At 55.4% G+C, this 20,268-nt stretch carries 23 protein-coding genes; 15 read left to right on the top strand and 8 right to left on the bottom strand.

Features of this window, described 5'->3' with window-relative positions:
* Nucleotides 1-41 precede the first annotated feature (41 nt).
* The 4 genes from rnr (at nucleotide 42) to LZ634_RS06700 (ending at nucleotide 5,660) form a co-directional block, all read left to right on the top strand.
* Nucleotides 42-2,483 (top strand): ribonuclease R, encoded by a 2,442-nt coding sequence (gene rnr, locus LZ634_RS06715; RefSeq protein WP_234503277.1) that lies wholly within the window; start codon nucleotides 42-44, stop codon nucleotides 2,481-2,483.
* A 41-nt stretch (nucleotides 2,484-2,524) separates the two neighbouring features.
* Complete coding sequence (locus LZ634_RS06710; protein WP_234503276.1) at nucleotides 2,525-3,100, top strand: maltose acetyltransferase domain-containing protein; 576 nt, start codon at nucleotides 2,525-2,527, stop codon at nucleotides 3,098-3,100.
* Nucleotides 3,101-3,195: 95 nt separating this feature from the next.
* Nucleotides 3,196-3,927 carry a 23S rRNA (guanosine(2251)-2'-O)-methyltransferase RlmB gene (rlmB, locus tag LZ634_RS06705; RefSeq protein WP_234503275.1) on the top strand — a complete coding sequence of 244 codons (732 nt, stop codon included), beginning with the start codon at nucleotides 3,196-3,198 and terminating at the stop codon, nucleotides 3,925-3,927.
* 110 nt (nucleotides 3,928-4,037) lie between these two features.
* Complete coding sequence (locus tag LZ634_RS06700; RefSeq protein ID WP_234503274.1) at nucleotides 4,038-5,660, top strand: isovaleryl-CoA dehydrogenase; 1,623 nt, start codon at nucleotides 4,038-4,040, stop codon at nucleotides 5,658-5,660.
* A 58-nt stretch (nucleotides 5,661-5,718) separates the two neighbouring features.
* On the opposite strand, the gene yjfN is transcribed toward LZ634_RS06700, so the two are convergent.
* A complete protein-coding gene (gene yjfN, locus LZ634_RS06695) occupies nucleotides 5,719-6,006 on the bottom strand; it encodes a DUF1471 family protease activator YjfN (protein WP_320673449.1) in 288 nt (95 codons plus the stop codon).
* Nucleotides 6,007-6,122: 116 nt separating this feature from the next.
* A complete protein-coding gene (gene bsmA, locus LZ634_RS06690) occupies nucleotides 6,123-6,431 on the bottom strand; it encodes a biofilm peroxide resistance protein BsmA (RefSeq protein ID WP_234503271.1) in 309 nt (102 codons plus the stop codon).
* A gap of 206 nt (nucleotides 6,432-6,637) precedes the next feature.
* Between bsmA and yjfP the strand changes: the two genes are divergently transcribed.
* A complete protein-coding gene (gene yjfP / locus LZ634_RS06685) occupies nucleotides 6,638-7,375 on the top strand; it encodes an esterase (protein WP_234503269.1) in 738 nt (245 codons plus the stop codon).
* A gap of 85 nt (nucleotides 7,376-7,460) precedes the next feature.
* On the opposite strand, the gene LZ634_RS06680 is transcribed toward yjfP, so the two are convergent.
* Nucleotides 7,461-7,736: a DUF1471 domain-containing protein gene (locus LZ634_RS06680; RefSeq protein WP_234503268.1), complete on the bottom strand. Its 276-nt coding sequence runs from the start codon at nucleotides 7,734-7,736 to the stop codon at nucleotides 7,461-7,463.
* 347 nt (nucleotides 7,737-8,083) lie between these two features.
* Here LZ634_RS06680 and rpsF point away from each other — a divergent pair, with 347 nt between their 5' ends.
* The 5 genes from rpsF to LZ634_RS06655 all read left to right on the top strand — a co-directional run bounded on the left by rpsF (nucleotide 8,084) and on the right by LZ634_RS06655 (nucleotide 10,598).
* Nucleotides 8,084-8,479, top strand: coding sequence for a 30S ribosomal protein S6 (gene rpsF / locus LZ634_RS06675; RefSeq protein ID WP_035893279.1), 396 nt, complete (start codon nucleotides 8,084-8,086; stop codon nucleotides 8,477-8,479).
* Between the two features lie 6 nt (nucleotides 8,480-8,485).
* The gene (gene priB / locus LZ634_RS06670) at nucleotides 8,486-8,800 is read left to right on the top strand and encodes a primosomal replication protein N (protein WP_061284238.1); all 315 of its coding nucleotides are present in this window, start codon (nucleotides 8,486-8,488) and stop codon (nucleotides 8,798-8,800) included.
* A gap of 4 nt (nucleotides 8,801-8,804) precedes the next feature.
* Nucleotides 8,805-9,032, top strand: a complete 228-nt coding sequence (rpsR, locus tag LZ634_RS06665) for a 30S ribosomal protein S18 (RefSeq protein ID WP_002210155.1) — start codon at nucleotides 8,805-8,807, stop codon at nucleotides 9,030-9,032.
* 39 nt (nucleotides 9,033-9,071) lie between these two features.
* Nucleotides 9,072-9,521 (top strand): 50S ribosomal protein L9, encoded by a 450-nt coding sequence (gene rplI, locus LZ634_RS06660; RefSeq protein WP_234503265.1) that lies wholly within the window; start codon nucleotides 9,072-9,074, stop codon nucleotides 9,519-9,521.
* 147 nt (nucleotides 9,522-9,668) lie between these two features.
* Nucleotides 9,669-10,598 carry a DMT family transporter gene (locus LZ634_RS06655; protein WP_234503262.1) on the top strand — a complete coding sequence of 310 codons (930 nt, stop codon included), beginning with the start codon at nucleotides 9,669-9,671 and terminating at the stop codon, nucleotides 10,596-10,598.
* Between the two features lie 60 nt (nucleotides 10,599-10,658).
* On the opposite strand, the gene LZ634_RS06650 is transcribed toward LZ634_RS06655, so the two are convergent.
* Nucleotides 10,659-11,306: an OapA family protein gene (locus tag LZ634_RS06650; RefSeq protein WP_234503259.1), complete on the bottom strand. Its 648-nt coding sequence runs from the start codon at nucleotides 11,304-11,306 to the stop codon at nucleotides 10,659-10,661.
* A gap of 200 nt (nucleotides 11,307-11,506) precedes the next feature.
* Between LZ634_RS06650 and fklB the strand changes: the two genes are divergently transcribed.
* From fklB to nudI, 3 genes are all read left to right on the top strand, one after another.
* Nucleotides 11,507-12,127 (top strand): FKBP-type peptidyl-prolyl cis-trans isomerase, encoded by a 621-nt coding sequence (fklB, locus tag LZ634_RS06645; protein ID WP_062776071.1) that lies wholly within the window; start codon nucleotides 11,507-11,509, stop codon nucleotides 12,125-12,127.
* Between the two features lie 302 nt (nucleotides 12,128-12,429).
* The gene (gene cycA / locus LZ634_RS06640) at nucleotides 12,430-13,836 is read left to right on the top strand and encodes a D-serine/D-alanine/glycine transporter (RefSeq protein ID WP_234503256.1); all 1,407 of its coding nucleotides are present in this window, start codon (nucleotides 12,430-12,432) and stop codon (nucleotides 13,834-13,836) included.
* Between the two features lie 127 nt (nucleotides 13,837-13,963).
* Nucleotides 13,964-14,389, top strand: coding sequence for a nucleoside triphosphatase NudI (gene nudI, locus LZ634_RS06635; RefSeq protein ID WP_234503253.1), 426 nt, complete (start codon nucleotides 13,964-13,966; stop codon nucleotides 14,387-14,389).
* Nucleotides 14,390-14,424: 35 nt separating this feature from the next.
* On the opposite strand, the gene ytfE is transcribed toward nudI, so the two are convergent.
* The gene (gene ytfE, locus LZ634_RS06630) at nucleotides 14,425-15,087 is read right to left on the bottom strand and encodes an iron-sulfur cluster repair protein YtfE (RefSeq protein ID WP_234503251.1); all 663 of its coding nucleotides are present in this window, start codon (nucleotides 15,085-15,087) and stop codon (nucleotides 14,425-14,427) included.
* 232 nt (nucleotides 15,088-15,319) lie between these two features.
* Between ytfE and LZ634_RS06625 the strand changes: the two genes are divergently transcribed.
* Complete coding sequence (locus tag LZ634_RS06625) at nucleotides 15,320-16,969, top strand: methyl-accepting chemotaxis protein (protein ID WP_234503395.1); 1,650 nt, start codon at nucleotides 15,320-15,322, stop codon at nucleotides 16,967-16,969.
* A gap of 3 nt (nucleotides 16,970-16,972) precedes the next feature.
* Here LZ634_RS06625 and LZ634_RS06620 read toward each other — a convergent pair whose 3' ends face one another.
* The 3 genes from LZ634_RS06620 to LZ634_RS06610 form a co-directional block, all read right to left on the bottom strand.
* Nucleotides 16,973-17,938, bottom strand: a complete 966-nt coding sequence (locus LZ634_RS06620; RefSeq protein WP_234503393.1) for a DMT family transporter — start codon at nucleotides 17,936-17,938, stop codon at nucleotides 16,973-16,975.
* Between the two features lie 75 nt (nucleotides 17,939-18,013).
* Nucleotides 18,014-18,838: an AraC family transcriptional regulator gene (locus LZ634_RS06615; RefSeq protein WP_234503249.1), complete on the bottom strand. Its 825-nt coding sequence runs from the start codon at nucleotides 18,836-18,838 to the stop codon at nucleotides 18,014-18,016.
* A gap of 81 nt (nucleotides 18,839-18,919) precedes the next feature.
* Entirely contained in the window at nucleotides 18,920-19,768 is an 849-nt protein-coding gene (locus LZ634_RS06610) for an SDR family oxidoreductase (protein ID WP_234503246.1), read from the bottom strand.
* A gap of 84 nt (nucleotides 19,769-19,852) precedes the next feature.
* Here LZ634_RS06610 and LZ634_RS06605 point away from each other — a divergent pair, with 84 nt between their 5' ends.
* Nucleotides 19,853-20,260: a winged helix-turn-helix transcriptional regulator gene (locus LZ634_RS06605; protein ID WP_234503244.1), complete on the top strand. Its 408-nt coding sequence runs from the start codon at nucleotides 19,853-19,855 to the stop codon at nucleotides 20,258-20,260.
* Nucleotides 20,261-20,268: the final 8 nt, after the last annotated feature.

Below are 20,268 nucleotides of genomic sequence, written 5' to 3'. Positions count from 1 at the left end.
TTATTACTACCGCCGGCAGCGATGATGACGGAGGAACCGACATGTCAAAAGATCCTTTCCTGGAACGTGAAACAGAAAAGTACGCCAACCCTATCCCGAGCCGGGAATTCATCCTTGAACACTTAACAAAACGCGAAAAACCGGCAAACCGTGAAGAGTTGGCCGTTGAGCTGAATATTGAAGGCGAAGAGCAAATTGAAGCTCTGCGCCGTCGCCTGCGCGCCATGGAGCGCGACGGGCAGTTAGTCTTTACCCGCCGTCAGTGCTACGCGCTGCCGGAACGTCTCGACCTGCTGAAGGGCATGGTTATTGGCCATCGCGATGGCTTTGGCTTCCTGCGCGTGGAAGGCCGTAAAGACGACCTGTATCTGTCGAGCGAGCAGATGAAGATGTGCATGCACGGCGATGAAGTGCTGGCACAGCCGCTGGGCGCCGATCGTAAAGGCCGCCGCGAAGCGCGTATTGTCCGCGTACTGGTACCGCGCAATGCGCAGATTGTCGGCCGCTACTTTACCGACGCCGGCGTTGGCTTTGTGGTGCCGGACGATAGCCGTCTGAGCTTTGATATTCTCATCCCGCCTGAGTCGCTGATGGGCGCGCGCATGGGCTTTGTGGTAGTGGTTGAACTGACCCAGCGCCCAACCCGTCGCACGAAAGCTATCGGTAAAATCGTTGAAGTCCTGGGCGAAAATATGGGTACCGGCATGGCCGTTGAAATGGCGCTGCGCACTCATGAAATCCCTCACGTCTGGCCGCCAGCGGTTGAAGCGCAGGTGGCAGGGCTCAAAGAGCAGGTGCCGGAAGAAGCGAAAATCGGCCGCGTTGACCTGCGTGATTTGCCGCTGGTGACTATCGATGGCGAAGATGCCCGTGACTTCGATGATGCGGTCTACTGCGAGAAAAAACGCGGCGGCGGCTGGCGCCTGTGGGTGGCTATTGCCGACGTGAGCTACTATGTGCGTCCGCCAACTCCGCTGGATGGTGAAGCCCGCAACCGCGGTACTTCCGTATACTTCCCAACGCAGGTTGTTCCTATGTTGCCGGAAGTACTCTCTAACGGATTGTGCTCGCTGAACCCGCAGGTTGATCGCCTGTGTATGGTTTGCGAAATGACCGTCTCGACCAAAGGGCGCTTAACCGGCTTCAAATTCTACGAAGCGGTGATGAGCTCGCATGCGCGCCTGACCTACACCAAGGTCTGGCACATGCTGCAGGGCGACCAGGAGCTGCGTGAACAGTACGCGCCGTTGGTTAAACATATTGAAGAACTGCACAACCTTTACAAGGTGCTGGATCAGGCGCGCGCCGAGCGCGGCGGGATCTCGTTTGAAAGCGAAGAGGCGAAGTTTATCTTTAACGCCGATCGCCGCATTGAGCGTATCGAACAGACCCAACGTAACGATGCGCACAAGCTGATTGAAGAGTGCATGATCCTGGCGAATATCTCGGCGGCACGTTTCGTTGAGAAAGCCAACGAACCCGCGCTGTTCCGTATTCACGACAAGCCGACGACCGAAGCGATTACCGCCTTCCGTTCGGTGCTGTCCGAGCTGGGTCTTGAACTGCCAGGCGGCAACAAGCCTGAGCCGCGCGACTATGCTGAACTGCTGGAATCGGTGGCGGACAGACCAGACGCCGAGATGCTGCAAACCATGCTGTTGCGTTCGATGAAGCAGGCGATTTACGATCCGGAAAACCGCGGTCACTTCGGCCTGGCGCTGCAGTCATACGCGCACTTCACTTCGCCAATTCGCCGCTATCCTGACCTGTCGCTGCACCGCGCCATTAAGTATCTGCTGGCAAAAGAGCAGGGCCATAAAGGCAACAGCACTGAAACCGGCGGCTACCACTATTCACTGGAAGAGATGCTGCAGCTGGGTCAGCACTGTTCGATGACCGAACGCCGCGCTGATGAAGCGACGCGCAACGTCGCCGACTGGCTGAAATGCGACTTTATGCAGGACCAGGTGGGCAACGTCTTTAAAGGCGTTATCGCCAGCGTCACCGGCTTTGGCTTCTTTGTCCGTCTGGACGATCTGTTCATTGACGGCCTGGTACACGTCTCTTCGCTGGATAACGACTACTATCGCTTTGACCAGATTGGCCAGCGCCTGATCGGCGAATCCGGCGGCCAGACCTACCGTCTGGGCGACCGCGTTGAAGTCCGCGTGGAAGCGGTCAACATGGATGAGCGTAAAATTGACTTCTCGCTGATCTCCAGCGAGCGCGGGCCACGTAACGTCGGTAAGACCGAGCGTGAGAAAGCGAAAAAAGCACCGGCCGGTAAGAGCAATGGCCGTCGTCGTCAGGCGGGCAAGAAAGTGAATTTCGAACCGGACAGCGCTTTCCGTAGCGAGAAAAAGCAGAAGCCGAAAGCGGCGAAGAAAGACGCGCGGAAAGCCAAAAAGCCATCGGCGAAAACGCAGAAAATTGCGGCAGCCACGAAAGCAAAACGTGCGGCGAAGAAAAACGCCGCTGAGTAATGATTGAGCCAGCTAACCGTTCACATGAAGGGAGATAAAGCATGTCTGTCAGGGAAAGGATGAATCTGGGAATGCTGTATACCGACCACTGTGAGGGTTTACCGGAAGAACGTTGTGCCGGGAAAGAGCTGGCTTATGATTACAACATGACGCGTCCGTCGGAAGAGGCTCGCCGACGGGCGCTTTTGCCCAAGCTGTTTGGCAGCTTTGGCAGCAACGGCTGGATTGAACCGCCGGTACGGGTGGCCTATGGTAGCCACACGCATATTGGCGATAATTTCTATGCCAACTTCAATCTCACCGTAGTGGACGATGCCACGGTGACGATTGGCAATAATGTGCTGATTGCGCCGAATGTGACGATATCTACCGCAGGGCATCCGATTGACGCTGAGATCCGCGCCAGCGGACAGCAGTTTTCCCTGCCGGTGACGATTGAAGATAACGTCTGGCTAGGTTCTGGCGTGATTGTTAATCCTGGCGTGACCATTGGTCGCAACAGCGTGATTGGTGCGGGCAGCGTGGTGACGAAATCTATTCCACCCAATGTTGTCGCCGTTGGCGTCCCTTGCCGGGTGTTACGTGAAATTACCGAAGCTGATAAGGCCACTTTCTAAAGTGTAAGGCGTTAGCCAGCGGTAATGAGAATGGTCGTCTTTGTCGGGTATAATGGGTCAATATCGCCAGTCCCGCTTAAAAATGAGAATCTTTAATGAGTGAAATGATTTACGGCATCCACGCAGTGCAGGCACTGCTGGAGCGCGCACCTGAACGTTTTCAGGAAGTTTTTATTCTGAAAGGCCGCGACGATAAGCGCCTGATGCCGCTGATCCATGCACTGGAAGCGCAGGGCGTGGTTATCCAGTTGGCGAATCGTCAGTATCTGGATGAGAAAAGCGAAGGTGCGGTGCACCAGGGAATTATCGCCCGCGTGAAACCAGGTCGTCAGTATCAGGAAAACGATCTGCCGGATCTGATCGCTTCCATCGAAAAACCGTTCCTGCTGATCCTCGACGGCGTCACCGATCCACACAACCTCGGTGCTTGCCTGCGTAGCGCAGACGCCGCCGGCGTGCATGCGGTTATCGTCCCGAGAGATCGTTCGGCGCAACTGAACGCGACGGCGAAAAAAGTCGCCTGTGGTGCGGCGGAGAACGTTCCGCTGATCCGCGTGACCAACCTCGCGCGTACCATGCGTATGCTGCAGGAAGAGAGCGTCTGGATTGTTGGTACCGCCGGCGAAGCCACTCATACGCTGTTCCAGAGCAAAATGACCGGTGCGATGGCGCTGGTGATGGGAGCGGAAGGCGAGGGCATGCGCCGTCTGACCCGCGAACACTGTGATGAACTGATCAGCATCCCGATGGCGGGTAGCGTTTCGTCGCTGAACGTTTCAGTCGCGACCGGTATCTGCCTGTTTGAAGCGGTACGCCAGCGCGGCTGATTGCTGAACGAGACCTCACTCTCATAAGCCATCCTTCGGGGTGGCTTTTTATTGTGTATTACCCTCCGCGGTCCATACTTAGAGTACTGCCTGGTAACGGAGGGAGACAGATGGACTGGCAAACCCACACCGTTTTTAATCAACCCAATCCATTAAATAACAGTAACTTATTCCTATCCGACCTGGCGTTGTGCGAAGCGGTAACTCGCCACGATGCGGGCTGGGATAGCGAACTGCTGGCCAGTATTGGTCAACAGCTCGGCACCGCCGAATCTCTTGAACTCGGGCGACTCGCCAACGTACATCCTCCTGAACTGATTCGCTATGACCCGCAGGGGCAACGGCTGGACGATGTTCGTTTTCACCCGGCCTGGCATCTGCTGATGCAGGGCCTGTGCGCTAACCGCGTGCATAATCTTCCCTGGGAAGAGACGGCGCGCAGCGGATCGTTTGTTGCCCGCGCCGCGCGCTTTATGCTGCATGCCCAGGTCGAGGCGGGAACGCTGTGCCCGATTACCATGACTTTTGCCGCCACGCCTCTATTGCTGAAAACGCTGCCGCCGTTATTTTCTGACTGGCATACGGCGTTGTTAAGCGATCGCTATGATTCACACCAGATAGCCGGAGGGCAAAAGCGCGGGCTGCTTATCGGCATGGGGATGACCGAAAAACAGGGTGGCTCGGATGTGCTGAGCAACAGCACCCGCGCGGAGCGACTGGCCGACGATAGCTATCAGCTCACCGGGCACAAATGGTTTTACTCGGTGCCGCAAAGCGATGCACACCTGGTCCTGGCCCAGGCGAGCAGCGGATTAACCTGCTTTTTTGTGCCGCGTCTTTTGCCCGACGGCACGCGCAATGCGATTCGCCTCGAGCGGCTGAAAGATAAACTGGGCAATCGCGCCAACGCCAGCAGCGAGGTGGAGTTCCAGCAGGCGCTCGGCTGGCCGATAGGTGAAGAGGGCGATGGTATTCGGCAGATTCTCAAAATGGGCGGGCTGACTCGGTTTGACTGTGCGCTTGGCAGTCACAGCTTAATGCGCCGCGCACTGTCCGTGGCGCTGTATCATGCCTTCCAGCGTCAGGCATTTGGCCGTAACCTCGTAGATCTTCCGCTGATGCGCCAGGTTCTGGGCAGGATGGCATTACAGCTGGAGGGACAAACGGCATTCATATTCCGCCTGGCCAGCGCCTGGGGGCTGCCTCACTCACCGCAACAAATGTTGTGGGCGCGGCTGTTTACCCCCGCGGCCAAGTTTGCTATTTGCAAAGCGGGGATCCCGTTTGTCGCGGAGGCGATGGAGGTGCTGGGCGGTATTGGCTACTGTGAAGAGAGTGAACTACCACGCCTTTATCGTGAAATGCCGGTCAATAGTATCTGGGAAGGCTCTGGCAATATCATGTGCCTCGACGTGTTGCGTGTATTGGCGAAGCAACCCGAGACGATGGCGCTTTTGCTGGATGAGTATGCTGAAGTCAAAGGTCAGGATCGCCATTTCGATCGTCACTGGTGGCAGCTGCAACAAAGACTGCACAAGCCATCTGAGGCGCTGGGCCGTGAAATTAGCGGGCAGCTGTATTTATTCGGCGTGGGCGCGCAAATGCTGCGCTATGGGTCCCCGCCTATATCTCAGGCATGGTGTCGGATGATGCTTGATCCGCGCGGTGGCGCGATGCTGAGCGAACAGGTGATTAGCGAGGTTCTGGGTCGGGCAACGGGCGGAGTAAGGTGAGAGGCGAGGCGTGGAAGAGGCGTTACGGCATGAACGCATCTTCCACTATTGGCTCATATTAGGCATAGATAATCGCCTGTGCACGCCAGTTATCCTGCTGCGGCTCTTCATACATCTGAACAATACGATACCAGGATGCGCCCTGTTCGTCCGCTTTGCGGGCGATAACCATCTCGACATCTTCCAGGCTACCGGTAACGTTGTTGACGGAAATCAGCCCGATCTCATTGAGCCCAGTGACACAATCTGCGCTGGCGAATTCCGCGGATTGCGCCGCAGCGATATGCCTGCCGCCGGGTAAAAGCAGGGTAGATAAGGTAAATGATTGTTTCATCGTCAGCTCCATTTCATATGACCCAGTGGGGGCATTCCATAGCAGACGCCTATCCTGTATTCAGACCTGGCGCCATTGTGCATCAAGGAAACGTGAAACGGTGCAAACCTACGTAAAGCTAATAAAGGTTACTTACGGTAAAGAATGGCCTGTGAGTACCACTGTCCCGGCACTACCGTGTCATCAATCATAACGACCACATAGTAGTCCGCTTTCTGCGCGGTGGCTTTTGCCCTGATCGTCTCTTCAACGTCCATCGGCGAGCCGTACACCAGCGCGCTGACTGTACCCATGCGCTGCAAACCTTCCGTTTGGTTGCGACGAATCTCTTGCGGGTGGTCGGTTGCTGCTGGTGGTGCTTCTGGCGTACCTTCCAGCAGGGTGCAACCGCTCAGCGTGAGCGCCAACAACATAGGGATAAACCGTTTTATCGCCATTTCCCGTTTCCTGATAGCCATAGTGTAGTGGGGAAAAATTTCCCTTTTGGGTTAATGTTCCTGATTTGTTAACCATAGCGCTATTTTCGAATGAAAATACCACGAAACCGTAACCGGGTTCTCAATGTTATAAATCAGGGGTATGGTTGTCATATTAGTGCATCAATTTTTGTATGCCATATAAGCATCGCTAAAGGAGTTTGCCCATGATCGAACTGGAAATGCGCACCCTGGCAGGACAACAAATTCTGCATGCTTATCCCAAAGGATACGCGGAAAAAGCGCTGCCCAGCGTAGTTTTTTATCACGGTTTTACCTCCTCAAACGTTGTTTACAGCTATTTTGCGGTGGCATTAGCGCAAGCGGGGTTTCGGGTCATCATGCCAAGCGCTGCCGATCACGGCGAGCGCTTTACCGGCGATAGCGAAGGGCGGATGCAGCATTTCTGGCAAATTCTGGTGCAGAATTTTACCGAATTTCCGGCGCTGCGGGATGCGCTGATAGCGAGTTCACTGGTGAGCGATGGACGGCTGGCGGTTGCCGGTGCGTCAATGGGCGGTATGACCGCGCTGGGGTTGATGGCGCAACATCCGGAGCTGAAATGCGTGGCAAGCCTGATGGGTTCAGGCTACTTTACTTCGCTCTCCCACACGCTGTTTCCGCCGTCTGCCGCCACGCCGTTGGAGCGCGAACGGCTGCTGGCACCGCTGGAAAAATGGGATATTGGCCATCAACTGGCGCGGCTGGCCGACCGTCCTCTGCTGCTGTGGCACGGCGAAGAGGATGATGTGGTGCCTGCGGGTGAGACGTTCCGTTTACAGCAGGCGCTGCGCGATGCGCAGTTGGATGAACGGTTGACCTGCATCTGGCAGTCGGGGGTTCGTCACCGTATTACGCCAGAAGCACTGGCCAGCACGGTAGCATTTTTCCAGCAGCATCTTTAGCGGCAAATCACCGGTGCTCTCTCGGTCGGGTTTTGCGGTTTTTATACTTCGCCCCCGGGCGGGGGCGAAGGGCTAAGGCCGGGTATCAGCGGTAAAGTGCGGCGCTGGCGTGGATTAATCCACCGCTTCCCGGTTCATGCATCAGGATAGGCTGGTAGTATTTCGCCCCCTGTGCATCGCTCTCCTGACTGAGCGCCAGATCGGCCTCTTGCTCAGTGGCGATATTATGATTGATATAGATAACTCCCAGGCTCTGCACATCGTCCATGTTACGTGCCTGACGGCCATCAATCTTAATGGCGGCCTGTGCGCTGACGCTAACCAGTAGCGCAGCCATAACGGCAATAATGATGTTTTTCATATCCTGCTCCTTACTGACAGTCCTGACGCTAACTCAAGGTTCTCCTCTGGCTGTGGTAATGTGAATGACTTCTGACTTAAGTGTAATCCTTCCACGACAACTCCACCGAGACCATTTCTGATGGAGTTGTTCAAAAAATTACCAGATCCGCAGCTGTTTAATTTTAAATCACTGACTTAGGCAGGCTTTACGCTTTGTGCGAATTATTTGCGCAATCAGCTTGAGTTTCCAGGGGGGGGCAAGTATTATGACGCGTCATTTTTCAGCCGACCTTTAACACGTTCCTTGCCTCCATGGGCCTCGGCTGACCCAGACAGGAGGCTGAATAATCCGTAAGGAGCAATTCGATGCGTCATTACGAAATCGTTTTTATGGTCCATCCTGACCAGAGCGAACAGGTTCCGGGTATGATCGAACGCTACACTGGTGCAATCACTGCAGCAGAAGGCACGATCCACCGTCTGGAAGACTGGGGTCGCCGTCAGCTGGCTTACCCGATCAACAAACTGCACAAAGCTCACTACGTTCTGCTGAACGTTGAAGCGCCGCAGGAAGTTATCGATGAGCTGGAAACAAACTTCCGCTTCAACGATGCCGTTATCCGTAGCATGGTAATGCGTACTAAGCACGCTGTTACCGAAGCATCTCCAATGGTTAAAGCGAAAGACGAGCGTCGTGAACGTCGCGATGATTTCGCAAACGAAACCTCTGATGATGCTGAAGCTGGGGATTCTGAAGAGTAATTTCTGATGACCAACCGTCTGGTGTTATCCGGCACAGTGTGCAGGACGCCGCTTCGTAAGGTCAGCCCATCAGGAATTCCTCATTGCCAGTTCGTGCTTGAGCATCGTTCTGTGCAGGAGGAAGCCGGTTTCCACCGGCAGGCGTGGTGTCAAATGCCAGTTATTGTTAGCGGGCAAGAGAACCAAGCTATTACTCACAGTATAACGGTCGGCAGTGCAGTTATCGTTCAGGGTTTTATCTGTTGCCACAAAGCAAAGAATGGCCTGAGCAAAATGGTTCTGCATGCCGAGCAGATTGAATTGATAGATTCTGGAGACTAGCCATATGGCACGTTATTTCCGTCGTCGCAAGTTCTGCCGTTTCACCGCGGAAGGCGTTGTTGAGATCGATTACAAAGACATCGCAACGTTGAAAAACTACATTACCGAAAGCGGTAAAATTGTCCCGAGCCGTATCACCGGTACTCGTGCAAAATACCAGCGTCAGCTGGCTCGCTGCATCAAGCGCGCTCGCTACCTGTCCCTGCTGCCATACACTGATCGTCATCAGTAATTGGCCGCCGTCTATTAACGACTTTAAGAGGATAAGGTAATGCAAGTTATTCTGCTTGATAAAGTAGCAAACCTGGGCAGCCTGGGTGATCAGGTTAACGTTAAAGCGGGCTACGCTCGTAACTTCCTGGTACCACAGGGCAAAGCTGTTCCTGCTACCAAGAAAAACGTTGAATTCTTCGAAGCACGCCGTGCAGAACTGGAAGCTAAACTGGCTGACGTTCTGGGTGCTGCAGAAGCTCGCGCTGCACAGATCGGCGCACTGGAATCAGTAACCATCGCGTCTAAAGCTGGCGACGAAGGTAAACTGTTCGGTTCCATCGGTACTCGCGACATCGCTGATGCAGTTACTGCAGCAGGCGTTAAAGTTGCTAAGAGCGAAGTTCGTCTGCCGAACGGCGTTCTGCGTACTGTTGGCGAGCACGAAGTGGACTTCCAGGTTCACAGCGAAGTATTCGCTAAAGTTATCATCAACGTTGTTGCTGAGTAATCTGCAACCCACGTTTTGGTAACAACAAACCGCCGGCCTTGTGCCGGCGTTTTGCTTTTTAAAACCCCGCACTTTTCATCTGGCTATCTTTCATCCTTTTGGCGATAATCAAAAAATTAAAACATTATTTTAATTTTTGGTGAAAGAATGGACCCTCTCCGCCAGCATCCGCTATTTTCCCGCAAGAACATCGTTTACCTCTCTGCTGCCTTCTGCTGTCTGCTATGGGGGAGTGCCTATCCTGCGATTAAAAGCGGCTATGAGCTATTCCAGATTGCCGCCGACGACATTCCATCCAAAGTCGTTTTTGCCGGCTATCGCTTCCTGTTCGCCGGACTGCTGCTTTTGCTGTTGGCGATGATGCAACGAAAGCCCATTGCCCGGCTAAGCCCACGTCAGTTCGGCCAGCTGACGCTGCTGGGGCTGACGCAAACCTCACTGCAGTACATCTTCTTCTACATCGGCCTTGCCTTCACCACCGGGGTGAAAGGGTCGATTATGAATGCCACCGGCACCTTCTTTAGCGTGCTGCTGGCGCACTTTATCTACCAGAACGACAGACTCAGCTATAACAAAACCCTGGGCTGTATTCTCGGCTTTGCCGGGGTGATGGTGGTCAACTTCAACAGCGGTCTGCTGGACTTTAGCTTTAGCCTGCTGGGTGATGGCTCGGTGGTACTGGCGGCGTTCATTCTGTCCGCGGCTTCGCTGTATGGAAAACGTATCTCGCAGACGGTCGATCCAACGGTGATGACAGGCTATCAGCTAGCGCTGGGGGGATTGGCGCTGGTAGTGGGTGGATACCTGAGTGGTGGGACGTTAACCTTCCACGGTCTCTCCTCGGTGGCTATTCTTGGCTATTTGACGCTGCTCTCCTCGGTGGCCTTTGCCCTGTGGAGTATTTTGCTCAAATATAACCGGGTGGGGATGATTGCGCCGTTTAACTTCCTGATCCCCGTCTCGGGATCGGTACTGTCGGCTATCTTCCTCGGCGAAAACATTCTCGAATGGAAATATGCGCTGGCGCTGGTGCTGGTGTGCTCGGGGATTTGGTGGGTGAATAAGGTGAAACGGTAGCCCGGCTTTGGGTTACTGGACGATGCTGGATGGGGGAATCCCACCATCCAGCCTTATGACTTAACGTGCGCGAATAAAGCTTCCGTCCGCCTGACGGGTAAACAGCACCTGTCCGTTATCGGATTCAATCGTTAACCCGGTCACTACGCCATTGGCGTTCTTGCGAATCTGCACTTTCTGACCATTTTTCAACGTACTGAGCGGTTTTCCCGCACCTTCAACCTGGGCCATGGCGTAAACGTCGGTTGGCGGCAGATTATTATCGCGGAATAGCTGAGCCAGCGTTTTCCCCGCTTCGACCTGGTAGGTGCGCCATTCGTTGCTGCTACGGCTCTCCTGGTAAGGTTGCTGTTGGGGACGCGATGGCGCGGCCTGTTCGGTCGGCTGTTCTTCCTGCACCGGCTCTGGCTCGACCGGCGCGACCTGATCCAGATCGTTAGACGGTGTAACCAGCTGGGCATGCAGCGGCTGAGTATCAGCCTGCGGGGATGACTGCGACTGTGACTGGAAGTCCAGCTGCGCATTGCGGCTTACCGGCGTCGGCGGGCTGTCATCGGCTGAAGGCAGCAGGAAACCGATAACCACGACCAGCGCGGCGATAATCACGCCGCGACGATGGGCAAGCGGCAGCGGGTCCAGGATGCGGAGATTATCCGGCGCGTGCCAGACCTTCTCCAGCAAAGGTTTCACTTCAAATCTCCCGGGCATGGCTCTCCTCCTGCTCCGTGTCTTCGCTAGCAACTAACTGCCTGATGAAAGTGGTAAAGCACCCTTTCATCATATCCCATAGGTCATATTAATTGTTTCTTTTTCCCGGCAATTTGTCATCTTTCCTGACACAAAGTTTTACCCTATGCGGCGTGGCTGCTATGCTGCCCGCTACTTTATACCCGAAGAAAGGAAAGACGATGGCCACCCCGACTTTTGACACCATTGAAGCACAAGCAAGCTACGGTATCGGCCTGCAGGTAGGGCAGCAGCTGAGCGAGTCCGGTTTGCAGGGTTTACTGCCAGAAGCACTGGTTGCCGGCATTGCCGATGCGCTGGAAGGCAAACAGCCTGCTGTACCGGTAGACGTTGTTCACCGTGCGCTGCGTGAAATTCACGAACGTGCAGATGCCGTCCGTCGCGAGCGTTTTGCCTCAATGGCAGAAGATGGCGTGAAATACCTGGAAGAAAACCGTGAGAAAGACGGCGTGAACAGCACCGAAACCGGTCTGCAGTTCCGCGTTCTGACCCAGGGTGAAGGCGCTATCCCGGCGCGTACCGACCATGTTCGCGTACACTACACCGGTAAACTGATTGATGGCACCGTATTCGACAGCTCCGTTGCACGCGGCGAACCAGCTGAATTCCCGGTTAACGGCGTAATCCCAGGCTGGATTGAAGCGCTGACTCTGATGCCGGTTGGTTCTAAATGGGAACTGACTATCCCTCATGAACTGGCTTACGGTGAGCGCGGTGCGGGGGCTTCTATTCCTCCATTCAGCACCCTGGTCTTCGACGTTGAGTTACTGGAAATCCTGTAACTTTCACGTTTATCCTCTCTCCGTCCGGGGAGAGGATACAAACTGCTGAAGTTTGATATATCCCGGGATTTAATCTTGCAAATGCCGTTGTTGCGTGTATTTTTGTGAGCTGTTTCCCATAGGTGAGGTGATATAACACTCACTTTAAACATAAAATTAACATTATATTTAAATCATAGTATTCATCCCTCCGATTCTTACCTAATATCGAGGCATCCTATAGATAGGATCGTCTTGCTTGACGACATAAAGGGCCAGTAGAGCCCGCACAACACAGACAGAAACAACAGGAATGAAATCACATGGTTGATCAGATCAAAGTCGCTGCTGCCTCTGAGCAGGAGCCGACTGAACAATCGCTACGGCGAAACCTCACTAACCGACATATTCAACTTATCGCGATTGGCGGCGCCATCGGGACAGGTCTGTTTATGGGATCGGGGAAAACTATCAGTCTCGCTGGGCCATCGATCATTTTCGTTTATATGATCATCGGTTTTATGCTTTTCTTCGTTATGCGCGCGATGGGCGAGCTGCTGCTTTCCAATCTGGAATATAAGTCGTTCAGCGACTTTGCCGCCGATCTGCTTGGCCCGTGGGCGGGCTATTTCACCGGCTGGACCTACTGGTTCTGCTGGGTCGTTACCGGGATGGCCGACGTGGTGGCGATTACCGCCTATGCCCAGTTCTGGTTCCCCGGACTCTCTGATTGGGTTGCCTCGCTGGCGGTGGTTATCCTGCTGCTGAGCCTGAACCTCGCCACCGTGAAGATGTTTGGTGAGATGGAGTTCTGGTTTGCGATGATCAAAATCGTTGCCATCGTGGCGCTGATTGTCGTGGGCCTGGTGATGGTGCTGATGCACTTCAAATCTCCAACCGGTGTCGAAGCGTCGTTCGCGCACCTGTGGAATGACGGCGGCTGGTTCCCGAAAGGCATTAGCGGTTTCTTCGCCGGCTTCCAGATAGCGGTCTTCGCCTTCGTTGGGATTGAGCTGGTGGGTACTACTGCCGCTGAAACCAAGGATCCAGAGAAATCCCTGCCGCGTGCGATTAACTCGATTCCGATTCGTATCATTATGTTCTACGTCTTCGCGCTGATCGTCATTATGGCGGTAACACCGTGGAGCTCGGTGGTCCCGGATAAGAGCCCGTTCGTTGAGCTGTTTATGCTGGTTGGCCTGCCAGCCGCAGCCAGCATCATCAACTTTGTGGTGCTGACTTCCGCGACGTCGTCTGCCAACAGCGGCGTGTTTTCTACCAGCCGTATGCTGTTCGGTCTGGCACAGGATGGCGTTGCGCCAAGCCTGTTTGCCAAACTCTCCAAACGTGCGGTTCCAGCGAAAGGCCTGACCTTCTCCTGTATCTGCCTGCTGGGTGGCGTGGTGATGCTGATGGTGAACCCTAGCGTAATTGCCGCGTTTACCATGATAACCACCGTATCGGCGATTCTGTTTATGTTCGTCTGGACCATTATCCTGTGCTCTTACCTGGTATACCGTAAGAAGCGCCCGCATCTGCACGAGTCTTCCAAGTACAAAATGCCTTGGGGCAAAGTGATGTGCTGGGTTTGCATGGCGTTCTTTGCCTTCGTTCTGGTGCTGCTGACGCTGGAAGCGGATACCCGAGAAGCGCTGATCGTGACGCCAATTTGGTTCATCGTGCTGGGGCTGGGCTGGATGTTCCTGCGTAAGAATCAGCAGGCTAAGTAAGCGTTCATTCGTATGCTCGATAAAGCGCCCCTCGGGGCGCTTTATTTATTTTTGCGTCCCGTCTCGTAGAACCCTCCTGACCAACGTGTTAGTTTCCCCGCCACACCTGAAAGCATCTGGAGATGAAATGCGTCAGAGAACAATTGTCTGCCCGGTAATTCAGAACAAGGGCGAATACCTGCTGTGTAAAATGGCCGACGATCGCGGCGTCTTCCCTGGCCAATGGGCGCTGTCCGGCGGCGGTATGGAACCCGGCGAAACCATGGAGCAGGCGCTGCGACGTGAAATCAGTGAAGAGCTGGGCGATGCGCTGAATATTACCGAAGTGAAGCCGTGGGCTTTTCGCGACGACGTGCGGGTGAAAACTTATGCGGATGGGACGACGGAACAGATCTATATTATTTATCTCATCTTTGACTGCGTAAGCGCCAATCGCGATGTGACATTTAATGAAGAGTTTCAGGAGATTGCGTGGGTCAAACCGGAAGCCTTAGCCGGTATGGATCTCAACGTGGCGACGCGGGAAACGTTCCGCCAGAAAGGTCTGCTGTAAAACATCCGCCTCCGGGCTGGAGGCGGACAGCGAACTTATTCCCCGGCGAGCGCGCGTGGGAACAGGACGTTATTTTCGAGGCTGATGTGCTCCATCAGATCGTCAATCATTTCATTAATGCCGTTGTACATCGCCTTCCAGGTGGTGCAGGCTTCCGGTGGAATGGTGACGTTTTGGGTGGTGTGCTTAATCACTTCCAGCAGTTCACCCGCTTCATCGTGCTCGCTTTCCATCACGCTGATTGGCCCCATTGCCTGGCTGCCCATACCTTGCTTGATCATCGGGAACAGGATCTGCTCCTCTTTCATCATGTGGCTGGACAGTTCCTGGTGCAGCATGGTCAGGTATTTCGCCAGACCTTTTGGCACGTTCGGTTTGTCGGCGTGAACGCGTTCGACTTTGGTTGCCTGCAGAATCAACTCCGGCAGCTGCTCGCGGTGACGGTCATGATAACGCACTACGATATGGTCAATGATTTCCGCCAGCGGAGCTACGCGCCAATCTTTCTCAACCGGCTCTTCTGCCAGCTTCGCCAGCTCTGCTTCAATCACCGCAACATCCAGCTCTTTTCTGCTCGCCGCACGCGCGAGCGTCTGCTTACCGCCGCAGCAGTAGTCCATATCATATTTACGGAACAGCGCGGATGCGCGTGGGATGGAGAGCGCCAGCTCGCCTAATGGTTGGTCGCGGAAGGCCATAGCAGTTACCTCGTCATCAATAATATAAGATGTATTTTAAATGCATCTTTATGGCGAAGATATACCCCTTTCGAGGGAGAGGATTTGCGTGATAGCTGTCACAAAAATTTATTTTCTTTTAAGGTGCTGAATCTTATTAAGAATGACTCTGGTAGGACCTGAATCGATTAAATAACCCCGCCGCGCTGCCGATAGTGAGACTTCAAGACCACCTGCACTAGAAAGGCAAATGATGTTCAAACGAATAAAAGTCATTACCGTACTGATTATCGTGCTGTTCGCGCTGGGCGCGATGCAGCTTATCTCCGCGGGCGTATTCGTACGCGCGCTCAATAACGACAAGCAAAACTTTACCGTTTCCCAGCTTTCCAGTCAGAACGTGGCGGAGTTTACCGACGCGTGGATAAGCTTAAACCAGGCTCGAGTTACCCTGAACCGCGGCATGTTGCGTCTGCAAGGCACGATGGCGAGCAGCACCAACGGCGGCGAACTGAAATCGCTGGTGGATACCGCCAACAATCTTCTGGCCGATGCGAAGCGTCACTATGACAAATACGATGCGTTGCCGGAGACCCCGGGGATGGATGGGAGTCTGTCGGACAGCCTTGAGAAGCAGTACGGCATCTACTCGGCGACGCTTGCGCGAATGAATGAACTGCTGGCGGAAGGCAAGCTGGACGAGATGTTCAAACAAAACGCCGAACAGAAACAGCAGGCGATGCAGGCCGTTTATCAGGATTGGCGTGCCGCGCAGGCGTCACTGACTAACGCCGGCATTCAACAAAACGAGAACGACTATATCCGTATACTGTGGACGCTGGCGGCGATTATGCTGCTGGTCGTGGCGGTGATCGTAGTGAGTTGGGTCGCGATGCAGCGCGTGCTGCTCAAGCCTTTACATGGGGTGATGGAGCATATTCGCCATATTGCGGAAGGCGACCTGACCAACAACATCAATACCGAGGGCAGCAACGAAATGGCGCTGCTGGCGCGTAACGTCAATGATATGCAGCAGTCGCTGGCCAAAACCGTTGGCGTGGTGCGTGAAGGCGCTGACACTATCTATACCGGCGCGGGCGAAATCTCTGCCGGCAGCAACGATCTTTCATCGCGTACCGAGCAACAGGCGGCATCGCTGGAAGAGACGGCGGCCAGCATGGAACAGTTGACCGCGACCGTGAAGCAGAACGCCGATAACGCCCGCCAGGCGACTCAGTTGGCGCAGAACGCGTCTGAGACCGCGCAGAAAGGCGGTAATGTCGTCGATGGCGTGGTGCGGACGATGGATGAAATCGCCGCCAGTTCCAGCAAAATTGCGCAGATCACCAACGTCATTGACGGCATCGCTTTCCAGACCAATATTCTGGCGTTGAACGCCGCGGTAGAAGCCGCTCGTGCCGGTGAACAAGGGCGTGGATTTGCCGTGGTCGCCGGGGAAGTGCGTACGCTGGCGCAGCGTAGCGCGCAGGCGGCGAAAGAGATTAAAGGGCTGATTGATGACTCGGGCAACCGCGTTAGCGCGGGTTCCGCGCTGGTGCATGAGGCCGGTGAAACGATGGCTGAGATCGTCAACGCCGTGACCCGCGTAAGCGACATTATGGGGGAGATCGCCTCGGCCTCTGATGAGCAGAGCCGTGGTATCGACCAGGTCGGTCAGGCGGTAGCCGAGATGGACCGTGTGACGCAGCAGAACGCCTCGCTGGTGGAGGAGTCGGCAACGGCCGCTGCCGCGCTGGAAGAGCAGGCGGCTCGTCTGAACGAAACGGTGGCGGTATTCCGAATTACCCGTCAGCAGCAGGTGCAGAAAGCCCCGGTGAAAAAAACGCGTGCTCCGTCGGCCAAAGTGGCTGCACACAACGAAGCGAACTGGGAAACCTTCTAAGTATCAGGCCTCAGAAACCGGCACCACCGCCGGTTTCTGCGGTTTCGACCGTACCGCGATCACCACCCCTGTCACCAGCAACGTAATGCCACTCAGCGTCAGCATCGGCGGCATTTCCTGGCGCAGCAGGAAGGTGTACAGCAGCCCCGCCAACGTTTCAAAGACAATCAATGGCCCGAGGATCACCGTCGGTAGCCTTTGGCTCGCCACGTTCCAGCACAGCGCGCCGACCCACGAACACAGCACGGCGATAGCAATCATCAAACCGATAAACACGGCAGGACGCGGGCCGAAGGGCAGTGCAAAATCAGGTGTCTGCAGGTGCAGCCAGAGACAGGCCGCGACGTAACCCACCAGTGAGACCGGCAGCGTCACCAGCGCCTGGGCGGTTGCCCACATTAACGGTGGTTTATCCGGGTTCTCCCGCAGCCAGCGGGCATTGCGCAGCGCATACCATGCCCAGCACACTACCGACACAGACGCGAGTGCAATACCTGAGCCATAGCGCCAGCCGCTGAAATCCGGCAATCCCTGACGCAGCTCGGCAATGTTAACGCACATCAGGCCGATGCCAATCAGCACCAGTGCAGGCATGAGCCGCATCCACGACAGCTTTCCATCACGCTGGCTGTAAAGCAGGTTGGCAAAAATCGGGATCACCACCGGCAGCGTGGCAATGATCATCGTCGAGACTGGCGCGCCGGTGCGCTGAATGGCGCTGGCAAGGCAGATGTAATAGACCACGTTACCCACCATCGTCAGCGCCAGCGCGGTCCACCAATCCTGACGACTCAACTGGCGCAGACGCGCGCGCCCCAGCCATGCGAGCGGCAGGGCAATCAGCCCCAGCGCCAGATAGCGTCCCATCGACTGCAGCACCGCCGGGTAATCCGGCACGATAAGCGGCCCGACAAAAATCAACCCCCACATTAAACCCGCTAACAGGGCGTACAGCACACCGCTAATCATCATCCGATCCCAATCGATTTATCATGGGCAAAGTGTAGGAAGGGAAATGCGTTGAGTATTGTATGAGATTGCTGATTAGCGACGAACAACCTGTTTTTGGTAGCGCACAGGGGTAATGCCATAGCGCTGGGTGAAGGCGCGGGTCAGGTGAGACTGATCGGTCAGCCCGGTGGCGGCAGCCACTTCGGCGGCGGGCATGCCGTAGGTGAGAAATTCCTTTGCCCGCCATAGACGTACCGCCATCAGCATCTGATGCGGAGTGACGTGGAAATGCGCCTTGAACTGCCGTTGGAAGTGCCATGGGCTGAGGGCCGCGACGTTTGCCAGTTCATCGAGGGTAATGGAGTGCATGTAGTTGTCGTACAGGTACTCTCGCACGCGGGCAAAGCGGTGGGCCGCTTCCGGTAGCACCGGTGCGTGGCAGGCCAGCGGCTGGAAGGTGTCGATCATATCCAGCAGCAGCCCTTTCTGCGCTAGCGGATCGTCGGTGTGCCAGAGCGCGTGGATCTGGCGGCCAATCATCTGTGAACGCAGCGGGTCGTGGCGGGTAACATCAGCAAACCACCAGTGGCGGATGCCGGTGACCTCTTCAAGCAGCTGCGGCTCCAGATAGATCATCCGATAGCGCCAGCCGTCGGCGGTTTCGGCCTCACCGGTGTGCAGCTCGTCGGGATTCATGGTGACAACGGAGTGGACGGGGGCGACATACTGACTGCCGCGATAGCGAAAACGCTCGGCCCCGGCTTCAATCACGCCGATGCCAAACGCTTCGTGGGTGTGCGGTTCGAAAGCGTAGCGCGAGATATGCGCATGATACAGCTCAACGCCCGGCACCTGCGCCAGATGGCGAAAGCGCGCGCTGTCTTTCTCGTCGTTAAACTGTTCCGGTACGCCTTGCACGTGATATTTCCCCCTGGGCCATCTTTTTATTATCAGAGATGGCCCGCGGAGGCGCTACCACATTTAACCGATTTTTAACGCTTACAGAATGCCTTTGACGCTGTCGGCAAGCGCAGTGGTTGGGCGGCCAATCAGTTTACTCAGAGTATGGCTATCATCGAACAGACCGCCTTTGGATGCGCCAACGTCGGAATCGGCCAGCATATCCGCCAGCCCGTCAGGCAGGCCTACGCTTTTCAGCGCTGCGGCAAAATCCGCTTCGCTCAGGTTCTGATAGATCACTTTTTTCCCGCTCTGCTTAGCCAGTTCGGCCGCCAGCTCGCTCAGCGTCCAGCCGTTATCGCCCGCCAGTTCGTAGACTTTCCCGGCATGCCCTTCTTCGCTAATCACGCGCGCGGCAGCAGCGGCGTAGTCGGCGCGGGTTGCGGAGGCAATTTTGCCTTCACCGGCAGCGCCGATAAAGACGCCGTGCTCCAGCGCCGGTGGTGCGCTGGCCAGATAGTTTTCGGTATACCAGCCGTTACGCAGCAGCGCATAAGGGATGCCTGAATCGGCGAGCATTTTTTCGGTAGCAATATGTTCGTCCGCCAGGCCCAGCGGTGATGTATCGGCGTGCAGCAGGCTGGTGTAGGCAATGAATTTCACGCCCGCAGCGGCTGCGGCCTGGATGATGTTGCGGTGCTGCGGCGCACGCTGACCGACTTCGCTGGAGGAGATAATCAGCAGCTTATCCACGCCCTGCAGCGCTTTGGTCAGCGCGGCTTCATCGCCATAGTCAGCCTGACGTACGTTCACGCCTTGCTGGCTCAGCGCTTCGGCTTTCGCCGGGTTACGCACAACGGCAATCAGCTGGTCTGCCGCGGTAGTCTTAAGCAGGTTAGCAACAACGTGCTGGCCAAGCTGGCCGGTGGCTCCGGTAATCGCGATCATGGGTATTCTCCTTCGTGTTCGTATGGTGTTGTGGTAAGCTAACACCATAACTAACTTTTAGTAAGTACGTACAAAAAGGTAAGTATGAAAGAATTAAAACCGACGCTGACGCAAAAGCTGCGTAACGGCAATCTGTTTGCCGAAAGCTGCCCCTCGCGGGACGTGCTTAAACACGTGACCAGCCGTTGGGGAGTATTGATTCTGGTGGCGCTGCGCGAAGGGACCCACCGTTTTAGCGACCTGCGCCGTAAGATGGGCGGCGTCAGCGAGAAAATGCTCGCCCAGTCGCTACAGGCGCTGGAGCAGGACGGTTTTATTAACCGTATCTCCTACCCGGTGGTTCCGCCGCACGTTGAGTATAGCCTGACGCCGATGGGCGAGGCGGTGAGTGAGAAGGTGGCGGCGCTGGCCGACTGGATTGAGGTTAATTTGCCTGAAGTCATGGCAAATCACCCGGCGGTAGAAGAGGGTGAAATTCCCGCGTCGGCGTAAAAAATTGG

Source organism: Kluyvera intermedia (genome assembly GCF_021440345.1).
Taxonomy (GTDB): Bacteria; Pseudomonadota; Gammaproteobacteria; order Enterobacterales; family Enterobacteriaceae; genus Kluyvera; species Kluyvera intermedia_A.
The sequence above is the reverse complement of the archived record's forward strand: the minus strand, read 5'-3'. Positions and strand labels throughout refer to the sequence as shown.

Excerpts from the sequence above, each read along its gene's own strand:
- rlmB (WP_234503275.1), top strand. The coding sequence starts at position 3,196 with ATGAGTGAAATGATTTACGGCATCCACGCAGTGCAGGCACTGCTGGAG.
- LZ634_RS06620 (WP_234503393.1), bottom strand. The coding sequence starts at position 17,938 with ATGATTAGCGGTGTGCTGTACGCCCTGTTAGCGGGTTTAATGTGGGGG.
- yjfN (WP_320673449.1), bottom strand. The coding sequence starts at position 6,006 with ATGGAGCTGACGATGAAACAATCATTTACCTTATCTACCCTGCTTTTA.
- LZ634_RS06625 (WP_234503395.1), top strand. The coding sequence starts at position 15,320 with ATGTTCAAACGAATAAAAGTCATTACCGTACTGATTATCGTGCTGTTC.
- priB (WP_061284238.1), top strand. The coding sequence starts at position 8,486 with ATGACCAACCGTCTGGTGTTATCCGGCACAGTGTGCAGGACGCCGCTT.
- rpsR (WP_002210155.1), top strand. The coding sequence starts at position 8,805 with ATGGCACGTTATTTCCGTCGTCGCAAGTTCTGCCGTTTCACCGCGGAA.
- LZ634_RS06655 (WP_234503262.1), top strand. The coding sequence starts at position 9,669 with ATGGACCCTCTCCGCCAGCATCCGCTATTTTCCCGCAAGAACATCGTT.
- nudI (WP_234503253.1), top strand. The coding sequence starts at position 13,964 with ATGCGTCAGAGAACAATTGTCTGCCCGGTAATTCAGAACAAGGGCGAA.
- LZ634_RS06710 (WP_234503276.1), top strand. The coding sequence starts at position 2,525 with ATGTCTGTCAGGGAAAGGATGAATCTGGGAATGCTGTATACCGACCAC.
- fklB (WP_062776071.1), top strand. The coding sequence starts at position 11,507 with ATGGCCACCCCGACTTTTGACACCATTGAAGCACAAGCAAGCTACGGT.
- cycA (WP_234503256.1), top strand. The coding sequence starts at position 12,430 with ATGGTTGATCAGATCAAAGTCGCTGCTGCCTCTGAGCAGGAGCCGACT.
- bsmA (WP_234503271.1), bottom strand. The coding sequence starts at position 6,431 with ATGGCGATAAAACGGTTTATCCCTATGTTGTTGGCGCTCACGCTGAGC.
- rpsF (WP_035893279.1), top strand. The coding sequence starts at position 8,084 with ATGCGTCATTACGAAATCGTTTTTATGGTCCATCCTGACCAGAGCGAA.
- LZ634_RS06680 (WP_234503268.1), bottom strand. The coding sequence starts at position 7,736 with ATGAAAAACATCATTATTGCCGTTATGGCTGCGCTACTGGTTAGCGTC.
- LZ634_RS06700 (WP_234503274.1), top strand. The coding sequence starts at position 4,038 with ATGGACTGGCAAACCCACACCGTTTTTAATCAACCCAATCCATTAAAT.
- rnr (WP_234503277.1), top strand. The coding sequence starts at position 42 with ATGTCAAAAGATCCTTTCCTGGAACGTGAAACAGAAAAGTACGCCAAC.
- LZ634_RS06610 (WP_234503246.1), bottom strand. The coding sequence starts at position 19,768 with ATGATCGCGATTACCGGAGCCACCGGCCAGCTTGGCCAGCACGTTGTT.
- ytfE (WP_234503251.1), bottom strand. The coding sequence starts at position 15,087 with ATGGCCTTCCGCGACCAACCATTAGGCGAGCTGGCGCTCTCCATCCCA.
- LZ634_RS06605 (WP_234503244.1), top strand. The coding sequence starts at position 19,853 with ATGAAAGAATTAAAACCGACGCTGACGCAAAAGCTGCGTAACGGCAAT.
- LZ634_RS06650 (WP_234503259.1), bottom strand. The coding sequence starts at position 11,306 with ATGCCCGGGAGATTTGAAGTGAAACCTTTGCTGGAGAAGGTCTGGCAC.
- rplI (WP_234503265.1), top strand. The coding sequence starts at position 9,072 with ATGCAAGTTATTCTGCTTGATAAAGTAGCAAACCTGGGCAGCCTGGGT.
- yjfP (WP_234503269.1), top strand. The coding sequence starts at position 6,638 with ATGATCGAACTGGAAATGCGCACCCTGGCAGGACAACAAATTCTGCAT.